At 69.8% G+C, this 14,458-nt stretch carries 12 protein-coding genes; 1 reads left to right on the top strand and 11 read right to left on the bottom strand.

The window, feature by feature from the left end:
* Position 1: 1 nt before the first annotated feature.
* The 6 genes from WFJ01_RS07335 to eno form a co-directional block, all read right to left on the bottom strand.
* Positions 2 to 1,375 (bottom strand): glutamate decarboxylase, encoded by a 1,374-nt coding sequence (locus WFJ01_RS07335; RefSeq protein WP_336628672.1) that lies wholly within the window; start codon positions 1,373 to 1,375, stop codon positions 2 to 4.
* A 118-nt stretch (positions 1,376 to 1,493) separates the two neighbouring features.
* Complete coding sequence (locus WFJ01_RS07340) at positions 1,494 to 2,966, bottom strand: NAD(P)/FAD-dependent oxidoreductase (protein ID WP_251446786.1); 1,473 nt, start codon at positions 2,964 to 2,966, stop codon at positions 1,494 to 1,496.
* A gap of 13 nt (positions 2,967 to 2,979) precedes the next feature.
* The gene (locus tag WFJ01_RS07345; protein ID WP_336628673.1) at positions 2,980 to 4,290 is read right to left on the bottom strand and encodes a S8 family serine peptidase; all 1,311 of its coding nucleotides are present in this window, start codon (positions 4,288 to 4,290) and stop codon (positions 2,980 to 2,982) included.
* Positions 4,291 to 4,300: 10 nt separating this feature from the next.
* On the bottom strand, positions 4,301 to 4,822 hold the full coding sequence (locus WFJ01_RS07350; protein WP_292884507.1) for a DUF501 domain-containing protein: 522 nt from the start codon (positions 4,820 to 4,822) through the stop codon (positions 4,301 to 4,303).
* Between the two features lie 34 nt (positions 4,823 to 4,856).
* Positions 4,857 to 5,366, bottom strand: coding sequence for an FtsB family cell division protein (locus WFJ01_RS07355; RefSeq protein ID WP_336628674.1), 510 nt, complete (start codon positions 5,364 to 5,366; stop codon positions 4,857 to 4,859).
* Between the two features lie 53 nt (positions 5,367 to 5,419).
* Entirely contained in the window at positions 5,420 to 6,700 is a 1,281-nt protein-coding gene (eno, locus tag WFJ01_RS07360) for a phosphopyruvate hydratase (protein ID WP_336628675.1), read from the bottom strand.
* Positions 6,701 to 6,857: 157 nt separating this feature from the next.
* Between eno and WFJ01_RS07365 the strand changes: the two genes are divergently transcribed.
* Positions 6,858 to 8,075, top strand: a complete 1,218-nt coding sequence (locus tag WFJ01_RS07365; RefSeq protein WP_336628676.1) for a hypothetical protein — start codon at positions 6,858 to 6,860, stop codon at positions 8,073 to 8,075.
* Positions 8,076 to 8,148: 73 nt separating this feature from the next.
* Here the strand turns inward: WFJ01_RS07365 and WFJ01_RS07370 are convergent, their stop codons facing one another.
* The 5 genes from WFJ01_RS07370 to WFJ01_RS07390 all read right to left on the bottom strand — a co-directional run bounded on the left by WFJ01_RS07370 (position 8,149) and on the right by WFJ01_RS07390 (position 14,454).
* Positions 8,149 to 9,264, bottom strand: coding sequence for a substrate-binding domain-containing protein (locus tag WFJ01_RS07370; protein ID WP_251446768.1), 1,116 nt, complete (start codon positions 9,262 to 9,264; stop codon positions 8,149 to 8,151).
* A gap of 76 nt (positions 9,265 to 9,340) precedes the next feature.
* Entirely contained in the window at positions 9,341 to 10,663 is a 1,323-nt protein-coding gene (mmsB, locus tag WFJ01_RS07375) for a multiple monosaccharide ABC transporter permease (RefSeq protein ID WP_336628677.1), read from the bottom strand.
* Entirely contained in the window at positions 10,660 to 12,180 is a 1,521-nt protein-coding gene (mmsA, locus tag WFJ01_RS07380) for a multiple monosaccharide ABC transporter ATP-binding protein (protein WP_295034242.1), read from the bottom strand. Before mmsA ends, mmsB begins: the two co-directional genes overlap by 4 nt.
* Before the next feature lie 164 nt (positions 12,181 to 12,344).
* Complete coding sequence (locus WFJ01_RS07385; RefSeq protein WP_251446761.1) at positions 12,345 to 13,358, bottom strand: LacI family DNA-binding transcriptional regulator; 1,014 nt, start codon at positions 13,356 to 13,358, stop codon at positions 12,345 to 12,347.
* Positions 13,359 to 13,467: 109 nt separating this feature from the next.
* Positions 13,468 to 14,454 carry a 4-(cytidine 5'-diphospho)-2-C-methyl-D-erythritol kinase gene (locus WFJ01_RS07390; RefSeq protein ID WP_336628678.1) on the bottom strand — a complete coding sequence of 329 codons (987 nt, stop codon included), beginning with the start codon at positions 14,452 to 14,454 and terminating at the stop codon, positions 13,468 to 13,470.
* Positions 14,455 to 14,458 lie beyond the last annotated feature (4 nt).

Raw genomic sequence — 14,458 nt, forward strand, 5'->3', positions numbered from 1 at the left:
GTCAGTGCGTGAAGCCGGTTCCGGCCGTAGAACGATCCGGCAACGGCGAGGTCAGCGCATCCAGATAGGCGACCTCTTCGCGGATCGTGGCGAGCAGCGCCTCGGCCAGATCCATCGTCACGCCGTTGCGGATCACGATCCGCTGCACGGTGATCTGCTCCAGATCTGCGGGAAGCGGATACGCCGGCACCAGCCACCCCCGCATGCGCAGACGGTCCGACAGGTCGTAGAGCGTCCAGTTCGCGGTGTGACCGTCGAGCAGCCGCCAGGCGAACACCGGGATCGTCGAGCCGTCGCTGATCAGGGCGAACGGCTCGAGGCCGCCGATGCCGTCCGCGAGATAGCGCGCCACCGTCCGCGACGTGCCCTGCACCTCCGCGTAGCCCTCCCTGCCGAGCCGCAGGAAGAGATAGAACTGCAGCAGCACCTGGGCGCCGGGACGCGAGAAGTTCAGGGCGAGCGTCGGCATGTCCCCGCCGAGATAGCTGACCCGGAACACCATCGACTCCGGCAGCGCCTCGGCGTCACGCCACACGACCCAGCCCAGGCCGGGATACACGAGACCGTACTTGTGACCGGAGGTGTTGATCGACGCGACGCGCTCCACGCGGAAGTCCCAGGCCAGATCCGGATCCAGGAACGGCGCGACCATCCCGCCCGACGCGGCATCGACGTGGATCGGCACGTCGTGGCCGGCCGTGGCCGCGATGCGGTCGAGGGCCGCCGCGATCTCGGCGACCGGCTCGTAAGCGCCGGTGTAGGTGACGCCGAGGATCGCGACGACGCCGACCGTGTTCTCGTCGACGTACTGCGCGAGCAGATCGCCGTCCAGGGCCGGGTGCTCGGCGCTCACCGGCACGTACCGGGGCTCGACCTCGAAGTAGTTGCAGAACTTCTCCCAGCACACCTGCACCGCGCTCGACATCACGAGGTTGGGGCGAGTGGCATCCGCGCCCGCCTGGCGCCGCTTCTCCTGCCAGCGCCGCTTGAGCGCGATGCCGGCGAGCATGCACGCCTCGCTCGATCCGATCGTCGAGGTGGCCGGCGCCGCGGCGGGATCCGGCGCGTGCCAGAGTTCGGCGATCATGCGCTGGCAGTACGTCTCGATCGCTGCGGTCTGCGGATACTCGTCCTTGTCGATCATGTTCTTGTCGACGGCTTCCGCGTACAGCCGCTGCGCCTCCTCGTCCATCCACGTCGTGACGAAGGTGGCGAGGTTGAGGCGGGCGTTGCCGTCGAGCATGGTCTCGTCGCTGACCACGTGATAGGCGGTCAGCGGGTCCATGCCCCGATCGGGGATCCGGTGCTTGTCGACGGAGACGCCGGATCCCGCCCGGCGATGCAGCGGGTTGATGTGGATGCGTTCCTGCGACATGGGCCACTCCCGAATGCGTTCGCGATGTTCGGGCGTCACCCTAGCATCGCCGGCGATCGGTGCGGTGAACGAGGAACGCCCCCGCTCCGAGGAGGAGCAGGGGCGTTCCCGAGGGGTCTTACTTGGCTGCGGCCTCGGCCGGCTTCTTGGCCGCGGCAGCCTTCGGCGCGGCGACCGGCTTGCTGTCGGCCGGAGCGGGCGCGGCCACCGCGGCGGGCGCCGGAGCGGCGTCGACCGCAGGGCGCGGGCGGGCGGCGAACTCGTCGAACACCGCGCGCGGCGTCTGCACGGCCTCGAGGCCGACGATGTCGCGGCCGAGCCACAGGTTGTTCCACCAGCCCCACAGCACGCGCCACTTGCGCTCCCAGGACGGCATCGCGAGGCCGTGGTAACCGCGGTGCGCGAGCCAGGCGATGAAGCCCTTCAGCGCGAGGTTGCCGGACTGGAACACGCCGTTGTAGAGACCGAGGCCCGCGACGGCGCCGAGGTTCTTGTGCACGTAGTCCTTCGGCGTCTCTCCGCGCAGCACCGCGACGAGGTTCTTCGCGAGGAGCTTGGCCTGACGGACGGCGTGCTGCGCGTTGGGCACGCACATGCCGCCGACGCCGCCGCCGGACAGGTCGGGGACGGCCGAGACGTCGCCCGCGGCCCACGCGCCCTCGACGAACGCGTCGGGGGTGCCGACCCGCAGATCGGCACGCGTCTGGATGCGTCCGCGCTCCTCGACCGGCAGATCGCCGCCGCGCACGACGGTCGGGTTGGCCATGACGCCCGCGGTCCAGACGATGAGGTCGGTCGGGATGACCTCACCGGTGGAGAGCTCGACGTTGCCGTCGACGGCGCCCTTGACCTGGGTGTCCAGGTGCACGTTCGCACCGCGCTTGGCGAGGTCCTTGAGCACCCACTCGCTCGTCTTCAGGGAGACCTCGGGCATGATGCGGCCCATCGCCTCGATGAGGTGGAAGTGCGTGTCCTCGAACGACAGCTGCGGGTACTTGGAGATGAGCGCCGAGGCGAACGAGCGCAGTTCGGCGAACGCCTCGATGCCGGCGAAGCCGCCGCCCACGACGACGACCGTGAGCAGCCGGTCGCGCTCCGGCCCGGCGGGGATGGAGGCGGCCTTGTCGAAGTTCGAGAGCAGCTTGTCGCGCACGGCGACGGCCTCTTCGATCGTCTTGAGCCCGATCGCGTTGTCGGCGATGCCGGGGATCGGGAACGTGCGGGAGACGGCGCCGGCCGTGACCACGATCTGGTCGTACGCGAACTCGTAGGGCTCGCCCACCGACGGCGTGATCGTCGCGACCTTGTCGGCGTGGTTGATGCCGGTGACCTTCGCGGTGACCACGTGGGTGCGCTTGAGGTGGCGACGGTGTGCGACGACGGCATGCCGCGCCTCGATCGACCCGGCAGCGACCTCGGGCAGGAAGGGCTGGTAGGTCATGTAGGGCAGCGGGTCCACCATCGTGACCTCGGCCTCACCCTTGCGGAGGTGCTTCTCGAGCTTCCACGCGGTGTAGAAACCGGCGTAACCACCGCCCACGATCAGGATCTTGGGCGCAGCAGCGCTCTTTGCCACGGTGCTCTCAGTCACGGAGGCTAACTCCTCAGTCATCGGGATTTTGGCGTGCGGAAGCGCGCGCCGAACGGATGCGCCGGGCAGCAGCGGTGACGCCAAGCGCTATAAGGATACCAGGCACCGTGAGGGCCGCGAGCGGGAGGGTACCGTACAGCAGCGAATCCGGGCTGGGGATCAGCGGCGAGGTCGCCTTCGTCGGGGCATCGGCCTTCGGCAGAGGCGGGATGGCGAGCGGTGTCGAGGTGGACTGCGCGGGCGCCGGAGCCTCGGCGCGGCGGTGCAACCGGATCCAGTCCGACAGGTCGCCGAGCGGGTTCTCGTCGACGGGCGGCACGGCCGAGCTCACGGCGGCGGAGGCGTCGACCAGTCCGTAGCCGTACAGAGGATCCGGATGCGCCGTCGCCTGCGGCGCGGGCCGGGCGGTCTGGATGATCTGGTTGATCACGTTGTTCGCATCCATGTCCGGATGCGCGGCGCGCACCAGCGCCACCACGCCGGCGACGATCGGGGCCGCGCCGCTGGTCCCGTTCCAGGTCTCGACGGTGCCGTCGGCGTCGACGCCGAGCAGCGACTCGCTGGGTGCCGAGACCGCGATCGAGATGCCCTGCGTCGAGGCCGCACGGCTGGCGACCCCGCGCTGGTCGACGCCTCCGACCGCGAGCACGCCCGGGATGGTCGCGGGGGCCCCGACCATGGCGGTGCCGCTGCCACGGTTGCCGGCCGCGACGACGACCACGACATCGTGCTGGAACGCGTAGAGGAACGCGTCGTCCCAGCTGCGGTCCCACTCCAGGGTGTTCGTGGTGAAGGACAGGTTGATCACGTTCGCGCCGTGATCCACCGCCCACCGCATCGCGTCCGCGACCTGCTTCGTGAAGGGCACCGGGGCCGTCGTGCCGAACCCCAGCGAGATCGAGAGCAGCTTGGCCTCCGGCGCCACTCCGATCATGCCCGTCCCGTCCGCGTTCGGGCGTCCGGCGGCGAGCGAGGCGACCCGGGAGCCGTGGTCGCTGTCCAGGGGCCCGAGCGGCGTGCGACCGTCGTCGGATCCGATGCCCGACACGTCCGTGCCGTCGGTGACGGCGCCCTGGAACGCGCTCGGCCCGTTCGCGATGCCGGTGTCGATGATCGCGATCGTCACGCCCGCGCCGCGCGTGGTCTTCCAGGCGGTATCGATGTGCGCGCCCTCGAGCCAGTACTCCGCCGCGCGCTCGGGATCCGCCGTCGGCGTCGGGGTGGGCGTCGCCGCCATCGCCAGCGGCGTCGCGACGGCGAGCACGAGGAGCGCGACGACGGTGCGGAGCCGTCGGGCGCGGGGCGTGATGCGGGGCGCGGTCATCGGGCTCGGCTCACCGTCCCCGCGCGGCTCCCGGCTCGACGCACTCGCAGCGCTCCGGCGACCACCGGGCGCGGCGCAGCGCCTCGTCCCCGATGGGGTTGACGCCCTCCCCCGCGGCGAGCGCGTGGCCGGCCAGCGCGTGCAGGCACTTCACGCGGGTGGGCATGCCCCCCGCGGACACCCCGGCGATCTCGGGCACGTCGCCGTACTGCGACCGGTCGGCGAGGAAGGCCTGGTGCGCGCGCAGGTAGGCGGCGGCGACCTCCTCGTCGTCGAGCAGCTCGGCGAGCTCCGGCATCGCGTGCTCGGCCTCGAGGGTCGACATCGCGGCCGCCGCGACGGGGTGCGTGAGGTAGTAGAACGTGGGGAACGGCGAGCCGTCGGGCAGCCGCGGCAGCGTCGCCACGACCGTCGGGTTGCCGCACACGCAGCGGGCGGCGATGCCGACGACTCCGCGGGCCTCGCGGCCGAGCTGCGCGGAGACGACCGCGATCTCGGCGTCGGTGGGCGGGGCGAAGGGCGGCGTGGTCACCCCTCCAGGGTACGGGGTCGAACCGGGAGGGTCCTCAGCCGCCGGTCGAGCCGGTCGCGGTCTTGGCGAGCCCGGCCTCGGTCACGCTGCGCAGCAGCTGGCCCGCCCAGTCGGAGGACTTCTCCTGCACGGTGTCGCTGACCTTCGCCTGCTCGACGGGACGAGCCGCGGGGTCGATGTCGTTGTCGATGAGGTAGACGACCTCTCCCGGCTTGACGTAGAAGAGCCGCTGACGCGCCTGCGCGGTGATGTACGCGGGGTCGTTCCAGCGCGCCCGCTCGGCCTTGAGATCGTCGATCTGCTTCTGAGTGACCGTCACGGAGTGCTCGAGCGCCGCGATCCGCTGCCTCTGGTCGAGGTAGGTGCCCAGCGTCGGCACCAGGACCCAGGCTCCCAGCACGACGAGGGAGAGCATGATCACCATGAACCCGCTGAGCCGGATGCCGCCGACCCAGCCCCGCACGTCCACGGTGCGGGCGCCGGCCTGACGCGGCGCGGCGGTCGCTCTCGGAGACGACGAAGGAGGAGTCCGCCGTTCGGTCATGACTCCTCCTCCACCGTCAGCCGGTTGACAGAGCGTGTCAGCAGATGTGCTGATCAGCCCTTGAAACGCGGGAAGGCGGAACGCCCGGCGAACACCGCGGCGTCACCCAGCTCCTCCTCGATGCGCAGAAGCTGATTGTACTTCGCGACGCGCTCCGACCGAGCGGGCGCGCCGCTCTTGATCTGGCCCGAGTTCACGGCGACGACGAGGTCGGCGATCGTGGTGTCCTCGGTCTCCCCCGAGCGATGCGAGAGCATCGTGGTGTAGCCCGAGCGATGCGCGAGGCTGATCGCGTCGAGGGTCTCGGACAGCGTGCCGATCTGGTTGACCTTGACGAGCAGCGAGTTGGCGACGCCCAGGTCGATGCCCTTCTGCAGACGCTCCGGGTTGGTGACGAACAGGTCGTCGCCGACGAGCTGGATCTGCGAGCCGAGCTTCTCGGTGAGCGCCTTCCAGCCGTCCCAGTCGTCCTCGGCGAGAGCGTCCTCGATCGTGACGATCGGGAAGTCCTTCACCAGGCTCACGTAGTAGTCGGTGAGCGACGCCGCGTCCCAGTCCTTGTCATCGAGGCGGTACACGCCGTCGTTGAAGAACTCCGTGGCGGCGGCGTCGAGGCCCAGGGCGATGTCGGTGCCCGGCGTGAAGTCGGCCTTCTCGATCGCCTTGACCAGGAACTCGAGGCCCTCGCGGTTGCTGGGCAGGTCGGGGGCGAAGCCGCCCTCGTCGCCGAGGCCGGTGGCGAAGCCCGCCGCCTTCAGCTCTCCCTTGAGCACGTGGTAGACCTCGGTGCCCCAGCGCAGCGCCTCGGAGAAGCTGTCCGCACCGATCGGGGCGAGGAAGAACTCCTGCATGTCGATGCCGTTGTCGGCGTGCGAACCGCCGTTGATGACGTTGAACAGCGGAACGGGCAGCAGGTGCGCGTTCGGGCCGCCCAGGTAGCGGAACAGCGGCAGATCGGCGGAGTCCGCGGCGGCCTTGGCGACCGCGAGGCTGACGCCGAGGATCGCGTTCGCGCCGACCCGGCTCTTGTTGTCGGTGCCGTCGACCTCGATGAGGATCTCGTCGATGATGCGCTGCTCGCTGGCCTCGACGCCTTCGATCGCCGGGCCGAGCTCGTCGATGACCGCCTCGACGGCCTTGAGCACGCCCTTGCCGCCGTAGCGGCTCTTGTCGCCGTCGCGCAGCTCGTACGCCTCGAACGCACCGGTGGACGCACCGGAGGGGACGGCGGCGCGCTGCACGATGCCGTCGTCGAGGAGCACCTCCACCTCGACGGTCGGGTTGCCACGGGAGTCGAGAATCTCGCGTGCGCCTACAGCCTCGATCAGTGCCACAGGGTGCTCCTTGTTCAAGAGGTGAGTGGGTGGGTGGAGCGACGTCGATCCGCCGCCCAGTCTAGTCAGAGCTGCCCTCGCGGCGCTGATGATGAAGCACCGCCCGCGCGCACGACGCCGCTGCCCTGCGCCCGGTGCGGCTCGCTATCCTTTCGACATGGTCCTCGACTCCGCCGCGGCGCTGGTCGCCGCGCCGCCGCGGCGATCGCGCGACGGGAGCGGGAACGTGCGCTCGGTCGCCGAGGTCGCGGGAGCCGCACCGCTGTGGTTCTCGGTGCCGGAGGAGCACGCAGACCTGCTCGGCGATCGTGCGGACCACGTGGCCGTCGCCCTGCTGCTGCCCGCCATGCGCTACGGGCGCGCGCTGCACGTCGGAGGATCCGTCACGGATGTGCTCCTGCACCGGCTGAACCACGATCTGCAGGCGCTCGTGCGCGCGGTGCACGCGGAGTACCGTCGCATCCCCGTGACCGCCGACGGCACCGTCGCCTCGGGTGCGCCGGCACCCGGCGTCGTGACCGGCTTCTCCGGCGGCGTCGACAGCTTCGCGACGCTCGCGGAGTACGCGCTCGCCTCGGACATCCCGGCCGGCATGCGCATCACCCACCTGCTCAACAACAACGTCGGCGCCCACGGCGACCGCAACGACGCGCTCTGGGAGGCGCGCTGGCGGGCGCTGGCACCGCTGGCCGCGGAGCTCGGGCTGCCCTTCCTCCGCGTCGACAGCAATCTCGACGCGCACTATCCGCAGATGGGCTTCATGGAGACCGTGACCTTCCGCAACGCGGCCGCGGCGCATCTGCTCGGCGGCGGGATGGGGCGCTCCTACCATGCCTCGGAGGGCGCCTACCGGAACGTGCGGATGCCCCCTCCGCACGGCGACATCGGCCTCGCCGGCGCGATGACCTTCCCGATGCTGTCGACCCCTGCGCTGACGCTGGAGTCGACGAGCTCCGGCCTCTCCCGCATCGATCGGACCCTCGCCCTCGCCGGCACGCCGTACGCGAGGTATCTCGATGTCTGCGTGGACGCGGATCCGGGACGCACGACCAACTGCTCGCGCTGCTGGAAGTGCATGCGGACCATGCTGACGCTGGACATCGCCGGCCGGCTCGAGCCGTTCCTGCCGACGGTCTTCCGGCGCGAGCCGTATCTGGCGAGGCGCGCCGAGTACTCGGTCGCGCTCCTGGCCTCGGAGGAGCCGAACGACATCGAGCTCGTCGCGTTCGGCGACGCGCACGACTGGCGCTGGGGCGTCTCCGCCCGCCCGCGCGCGGCCGTGCTGCGCGCCGTGCGCACCGCGCGCAGCACGGCGGCCGCCGCACGACGGCGCCTGCGTGCGCAGGCCGTCGCCGACCGCCGCGGAACGGCCTGATCCTCCGCCCCTCGGGCCGGGTACGACGAAGGGCCGCGCGGTGCTGTCCGCGCGGCCCTTCGCGATGCGGGTGTTACTTGTACGACTTGACGATCTCGAGGAGGTTCGGGACGTTGGCGTACGCCTCCGCCGCGTTCTCCTTGGTCACGATGACCGGAGCGAGCAGGTAGGACGGGACGACCTTGACGCCGTTGTTGTACGACTTGGTGTCGTTGACGTCGACCTTCTCGCCCTTCTGCAGCTGCTCGGTCATCTTGATCGCCTGGGCGACGAGCAGCGTGGTGTCCTTGTTGATCGTGGAGTACTGCACGCCCTCCATGATCGACTTGACGGACTCGACCTCGGAGTCCTGGCCGGTGACGACCGGAACCGGCTTGCCGGCCTGCTGCACCGAGGTGATGATGGCGCGGGCCAGGGTGTCGTTCGGGCTCAGCACGCCGTCGATCGTGGCGGAGCTGTAGTTCGCCGTGAGCAGGGCGTCCATGCGGCGCTGCGCGTTCTCGGCCTTCCAGCCGTCGGTCGCCGTCTGGGTGATCTCGGTCTGGCCGGAGACCACCTTGAGCGTGCCGTCCTTGATCTTCGGCTCGAGCACGTCCATGGCGCCCTTGAAGAAGACCGCCGAGTTCGCGTCGTCCGCGGATCCGGAGAACAGCTCGATGTTGTACGGCGCCGGGTGGCCCGCGCGCTTGGCGAGACCGTCGAGCAGGGCCTGGCCCTGCAGCTGGCCGACCTTGAAGTTGTCGAACGCGACGTAGTAGTCGACCGCGTCGGTGTTCTCGATCAGGCGGTCGTAGGCGATGACGGTCGCACCGGCGTCGTGCGCCGCCTTGACCTGGGTGGACAGCTGCTTGCCGTCCTTGGCGCCGATGATGATGACCTTCGCACCACCGGTGACCATCGCCTGGATCTGGTTCTGCTGCTCGGCGACCGTGTTGCTGGCCGGCGCGTACTGCACGTCGGGCTTGAAGCCCGCCTTGGTCAGCCCGTCGGTGAACAGCTTGCCCGCCAGCACCCAGTTCTCACTGGTCTTGTCCGGCAGGGCGACACCGATCTTCGCGTCGGCTGCGAAGCCCTTGGCCGTGCTGTCGCCGCTCGCGGCGGGGGTTCCGCCACGCTCGGACGAGCAGCCGGTCAGGGCGAAGGCACCCGCGACGACGAGCGCTGTCGCCGAAAGGAGGATCTTCTTCATTGGGATCTCTTTCTCTCTTGGTGTTGCATCTCAGGTGAATGCAGGATCGCGCCGCGCGAGCGGCCCGGACCTCTTCTTACTTTCCGCTCGCAGTGCCGCCAGCGGTGGTGGGGAACGGCTCCTCCGCGCGGGAGAACCGTCGGGTGATGAATCCGGTGATGGACGGCCGGCCCTGCTGCTTGTTCCAGACGTCGACGGCGACGGCCCCGAGCAGCACGAGTCCCTTCACCATCGCGACCGTGTCGGCGCCCGCGCCGAGCAGCGCCATGCCGTTGTTGAGGAAGGCCATGACCAGACCACCGATGATCGAGCCGATCACGGTGCCGATGCCTCCGGAGACGGCCGCGCCGCCGATGAACACGGCCGCGATCGCGTCGAGCTCCCAGCCGTTGCCGTCCTGAGGACCGGAGGCCGTGGCGCGGGCGACGTAGATCATCGCCGCGACCGAGGCGAGCACCGACATGTTCATCATGACGAAGAAGTCGGTCCACCGGTCCTTCACGCCGCTGAGGCGAGCCGCCTGGCGGTTGCCGCCGACCGCGTAGATGTGGCGGCCGAAGACGGTGTTGTTGGTGACGAACGTGTAGACGATGACGAGCACCAGCAGGATGAGCCCCGAGATCGGGAAGCTCGTGCCCGGCCGTCCGTTGGCGAACAGCCAGCCGGCCGCGAGGATGAGCGCGGCGAGGACCACGATCTTCACCACGCTCACCCAGAGCGGGGCGCTCTCGGTGCCGGCCTTGCGCTGCGAGGCGCGCATGCGGAACTCGAAGAACACGACCCATGCCGCGGCCAGGACCGCGAGCAGCATCGTCAGCACGTTGAAGTTGAGCGGCACGGCGAGCTCGGGAAGGTAGCCCGCGCCGATGAACTGGAAGTCGGCCGGAACCGCCACCGACGTCGACTGCCCGACCGCCTGGTTGGCGCCTCGGAAGAAGAGCATGCCGGCGAGGGTGACGATGAACGCGGGCACCCGCACGAACGCGACCCAGAAGCCCTGCCAGGCGCCGACGAGCGCGCCGAGGGCGAGGCCGAGCAGGATCGCCGCCCACCACGGGAAGTGCCAGTTCGCCATGGACTGGGCCACGACGATGCCGACGAACGCCGCCACCGAGCCGACCGAGAGGTCGATGTGGCCCATGATGATGACCATCACCATGCCGATGGCCAGGATCAGGATGTAGGAGTACTGGCTGACGACGTTGATCAGGTTGCCCGACGACAGCGTCAGACCTCCGGTCCAGACCTGGAAGATCAGGATGATGACGATCAGTGATCCGAGGATGCCGAACTGACGTCCGGTGGACTGGCCGCCGCCCATCATCTTGCCGAGATCGCGGAAGCGGAAGCCCGGCTCGGGCGCGGGTACCTGCGGTGCGGGCGTGGTCGTGGTGCTCATGCGGACGCCTTCTGAGTAAGGGAGGTCATGCTGCGCATGAGCGCCTCCGGGGTTGCTTCGGATGCGGGGAGGCAGTCGGTGACGCGTCCCTCGAACACGGTGTAGATGCGGTCGGACATGCCGAGCAGCTCGGGCAGCTCGCTGGAGATCACGATGACGCCCTTGCCCTGCGCCGCGAGCTCGTTGATGATGCCGTAGATCTCGTACTTGGCGCCGACGTCGATGCCGCGGGTCGGCTCGTCCAGGATCAGCAGATCCGGATCCGTGAACATCCACTTGGCCAGCACGACCTTCTGCTGGTTCCCGCCCGAGAGCGTGCCCACGCCCTGGTCGACCGTCGGCGTCTTGATGCGCAGGGACTTCCGGTATCGCTCGGCCACCTGCGCCTCCTCGATGTCGTTGACGACGCCGTTGCGGGAGATCTTGGAGAGCTTCGCCGAGACGATCGAGCGCTTGATGGTGTCCAGCAGGTTGAGACCGAGCACCTTGCGGTCCTCGCTCACGTAGGCGAGGCCGTGCCGGATCGCGCTGCGCACGTCGGGCAGCGCGATCTCCTGGCCGTCCTTGACGATCGTGCCGGAGAGGAACTGCCCGTAGGAGCGGCCGAAGATGCTCATCGCGAACTCGGTGCGCCCTGCCCCCATGAGGCCGGCGATGCCGACGACCTCCCCGCGGCGCACCTCGATGCTGGATCCCTTCACGACCATGCGCTCGGAGACCGAGGGGTGGCGCACCCACCAGTCCTTGACCTCGAAGAACACGTCGCCGATCTCGGGGGTGCGGTCGGGGTAGCGGCTCTCCAGCGAGCGGCCGACCATGCCGCGGATGATGCGGTCCTCGTTGATCTCGCCGCGGCCGACGTCGAGCGTCTCGACCGTGCGGCCGTCGCGGATGATCGTGATCTCGTCGGCGATCTGCTCGATCTCGTTGAGCTTGTGGCTGATGATGATCGACGTGATCCCCTTGGCTTTGAGGCCGAGAATCAGGTCGAGCAGGTGCTGCGAGTCGTTCTCGTTGAGCGCCGCGGTGGGCTCGTCGAGGATCAGCAGCTTGACGTCCTTGTTGAGCGCCTTGGCGATCTCGATGAGCTGCTGCTTGCCGACGCCGAGGTGCTTGATCGCGACGTCGGGATCCTCCTTGAGGCCGACGCGGGCGAGGAGCTCGACCGTGCGCTGCTTCTGCGCGGTCCAGTCGATGCGGGCGCCGCGGCGGATCTCATTGCCGAGGAAGATGTTCTCGGTGATCGAGAGCTCGGGGATCAGCGCGAGCTCCTGGTGGATGATCACGATTCCGGCATGTTCGCTGGCGGCGATGTCCCGGAAGCGCTGCTCCTGCCCGTAGAGCAGGATCTCGCCGTCGTACGTGCCGTAGGGGTAGACCCCGGACAGCACCTTCATCAGGGTCGACTTGCCCGCGCCGTTCTCGCCGCAGATGGCGTGCACCTCGCCGGTGCGGACGGTGATGGACACATCGGAGAGGGCTTTCACGCCCGGGAACTCCTTCGTGATGCTGCGCATCTCGAGGATCGGTCCCGCCACGGTGGGCAACGCCGTCGTCTCGCTCACGGATCTCCTTCGATACCAGGTCCGATGATGTTCCGGTCAATGTTACCGTTCACATCGGGTTACATGGTGCCTTGCGCGCTTCGGCAGTGTCAAGTGCCGACGCCGATTTCGTGTCCTTACCGTGACGCGGCGGACTCGCGTCCGCACAGCACCGGCACGACCGGCCCGAACTCCGGCGCCGCGTCCCCCCGCAGCTGCGCCAGCAGGATCCGCACCGCCCGCCGGCCGAGCTCGGCGAAGTCCTGGTGCACGGTGGTCAGCGGCGGCGCGACATGCGCCGCCACCGGGATGTCGTCGAAGCCCACGACGCTCACATCGATCGGCACCCGCAGCCCCGCGTCGCGGAAGCCGTGCATCAGGCCGATCGCCATCAGGTCGTTGGCGGCGAACACGGCGGTGAAGTCACGGCGCCGCGCGAGCTCCTGACCGGCGAAGTAGCCGAAGTCGGCGGTCCAGTCGCCGCGGATGGGCGGGATGGTGGGCAGATCGGCGTCGCGCATCGCATCCAGGTACCCGCGCATGCGCGACTCGGCCTCGATCCAGTCCTGCGGGCCCGCCAGGTGCAGGATGTCGCTGTGCCCGAGCCGGATGAGGTACTCGGTGATCATGCGCGCGCCGGCGAGCTGATCCGCGGAATGGCTGAAGCCGTCCGAGCCGGAGGCGGTCTGCAGGCTGACGAACGGCACCGTCACCGCCATTCCCCGCAGCACGTTGAACACCCGCACCTGCGGCGCGAGCACCACGATGCCGTCGACGGACTCGCCGACGAGCTGCCGCACCGCGGCGCCGATCGCCTCCGGGGTGGTGTCGGGCAGGTTGAGCGTGCTGACCGAGTAGCCCTCGGCCCGCGCCGCGTCCTCGATCGCCGCGATCGAGGACGTCGGGCCGAACTCGCCGGTGGTCGCCGAGAGCACGCCCAGGATGTTCGACCGGCTCGTGGCGAGCGCGCGCGCCGCCACGTTCGGCCGGTAGTCCAGCACGCGGATCGCGTCGAGCACCCGCTCCTTCGTCTCGGGGCGGATGCTGGGGTGGTCGTTGAGCACCCGCGAGACGGTCTGGTGCGACACCCCGGCCAGGCGTGCCACGTCGCGGATGCTGGGCATCCGGGCACGCTCGGAGGAGGTCGACATGCAGAGCCTCCTCGATGTGCACGGTCACATGGATGAGTCCATTATGGAGGCCAAGCCGCCGACGCGCACGCACGGACCCGATCCGTCGGGCGCGAGACGGCGGATCGGCTCAGGACTCGATCGAGACGACGTGCGCGCCGCGCACCGGCCCGTGCGCCCGCAGCGCCGTGCGCCCCCAGCCGCGGAGCATCTCGGCGGTGGCGTCCGCCCCCTCGGCCGTCTCGCAGAGGAACGCGAGGGTCGGCCCGGACCCCGACACGATCCCGCCGACGACCGGCCCGCCGCCTCCGCCGATCACCCTGTCGATGGTCTCCTCCAATTGCGGACGCAGCCGGAAGGATCCCGCCTCCAGCTGGTTGCGCAGGCTCTGCCCGAGCTCGAACGCCTCCCCCGAGAGGAGCGACTCGAAGAAGGACGGAGGCACCTGCACGGGGTCCAGCCGGCGCCGCTCGGCGTGGCGCTCCGCATCGCTCTGCCGGTCCTCCGCCATCACCAGGTCGAAAGCCCGGTACACCGCGGGAGTGGACAGCCCCTCGTCGTCGAGAAGCAGCACCCACTCGTACCGGCCACGGGAGAGCGCGGGGGTCAGCACATCGCCGCGCCCTGAGCCGACGGCGGTGCCGCCCAGGAGCGAGAAGGGCACATCGGCGCCGAGCCTGGCTCCGAGCTCCTGCAGGCGACCGTGGTCGAGCCCCGTGCGCCACAGCTCGTTGCAGGCGACGAGGGCGGCCGCGGCATCGGCGGATCCGCCGCCCATCCCCCCGGCGACCGGCACGCTCTTGCGCACGTCCAGGTGCGCTCCCCCCGCGTACCCCGTGGCCGCGGCGAGGAGCTTCGCCGCGCGCATCGCGAGGTTGCGGTCGTCGAGCGGGACCGTGGACGGATCCGCGACGCCCGACACGCTGATCGTGAAGTCGTCGGCGGGCGTCGCGATGACGTCCTCGGAGAGGGACACCGCCTGGAAGACCGTGGACAGCTCGTGATAGCCGTCGTCGTCGAGGTCTCCCACGCCGAGGAAGAGGTTGACCTTCCCCGGAGCCCGCACGTGCACCCGGCGCACGGGCTGGTCGTCCGGCGCCTCCTCCGCGATGCTCATCGCC

It is taken from the genome of Microbacterium sp. MMO-35 (assembly GCF_037147555.1).
Classification (GTDB): domain Bacteria; phylum Actinomycetota; class Actinomycetes; order Actinomycetales; family Microbacteriaceae; genus Microbacterium.

What these genes read in the sequence shown, in the direction of transcription:
- WFJ01_RS07345 (WP_336628673.1), bottom strand. Translation starts at nt 4,290, where the DNA reads ATGACCGCGCCCCGCATCACGCCCCGCGCCCGACGGCTCCGCACCGTC.
- WFJ01_RS07365 (WP_336628676.1), top strand. Translation starts at nt 6,858, where the DNA reads ATGGTCCTCGACTCCGCCGCGGCGCTGGTCGCCGCGCCGCCGCGGCGA.
- WFJ01_RS07390 (WP_336628678.1), bottom strand. Translation starts at nt 14,454, where the DNA reads ATGAGCATCGCGGAGGAGGCGCCGGACGACCAGCCCGTGCGCCGGGTG.
- mmsA (WP_295034242.1), bottom strand. Translation starts at nt 12,180, where the DNA reads ATGCGCAGCATCACGAAGGAGTTCCCGGGCGTGAAAGCCCTCTCCGAT.
- mmsB (WP_336628677.1), bottom strand. Translation starts at nt 10,663, where the DNA reads ATGAGCACCACGACCACGCCCGCACCGCAGGTACCCGCGCCCGAGCCG.
- WFJ01_RS07335 (WP_336628672.1), bottom strand. Translation starts at nt 1,375, where the DNA reads ATGTCGCAGGAACGCATCCACATCAACCCGCTGCATCGCCGGGCGGGA.
- WFJ01_RS07355 (WP_336628674.1), bottom strand. Translation starts at nt 5,366, where the DNA reads ATGACCGAACGGCGGACTCCTCCTTCGTCGTCTCCGAGAGCGACCGCC.
- WFJ01_RS07370 (WP_251446768.1), bottom strand. Translation starts at nt 9,264, where the DNA reads ATGAAGAAGATCCTCCTTTCGGCGACAGCGCTCGTCGTCGCGGGTGCC.
- WFJ01_RS07385 (WP_251446761.1), bottom strand. Translation starts at nt 13,358, where the DNA reads ATGTCGACCTCCTCCGAGCGTGCCCGGATGCCCAGCATCCGCGACGTG.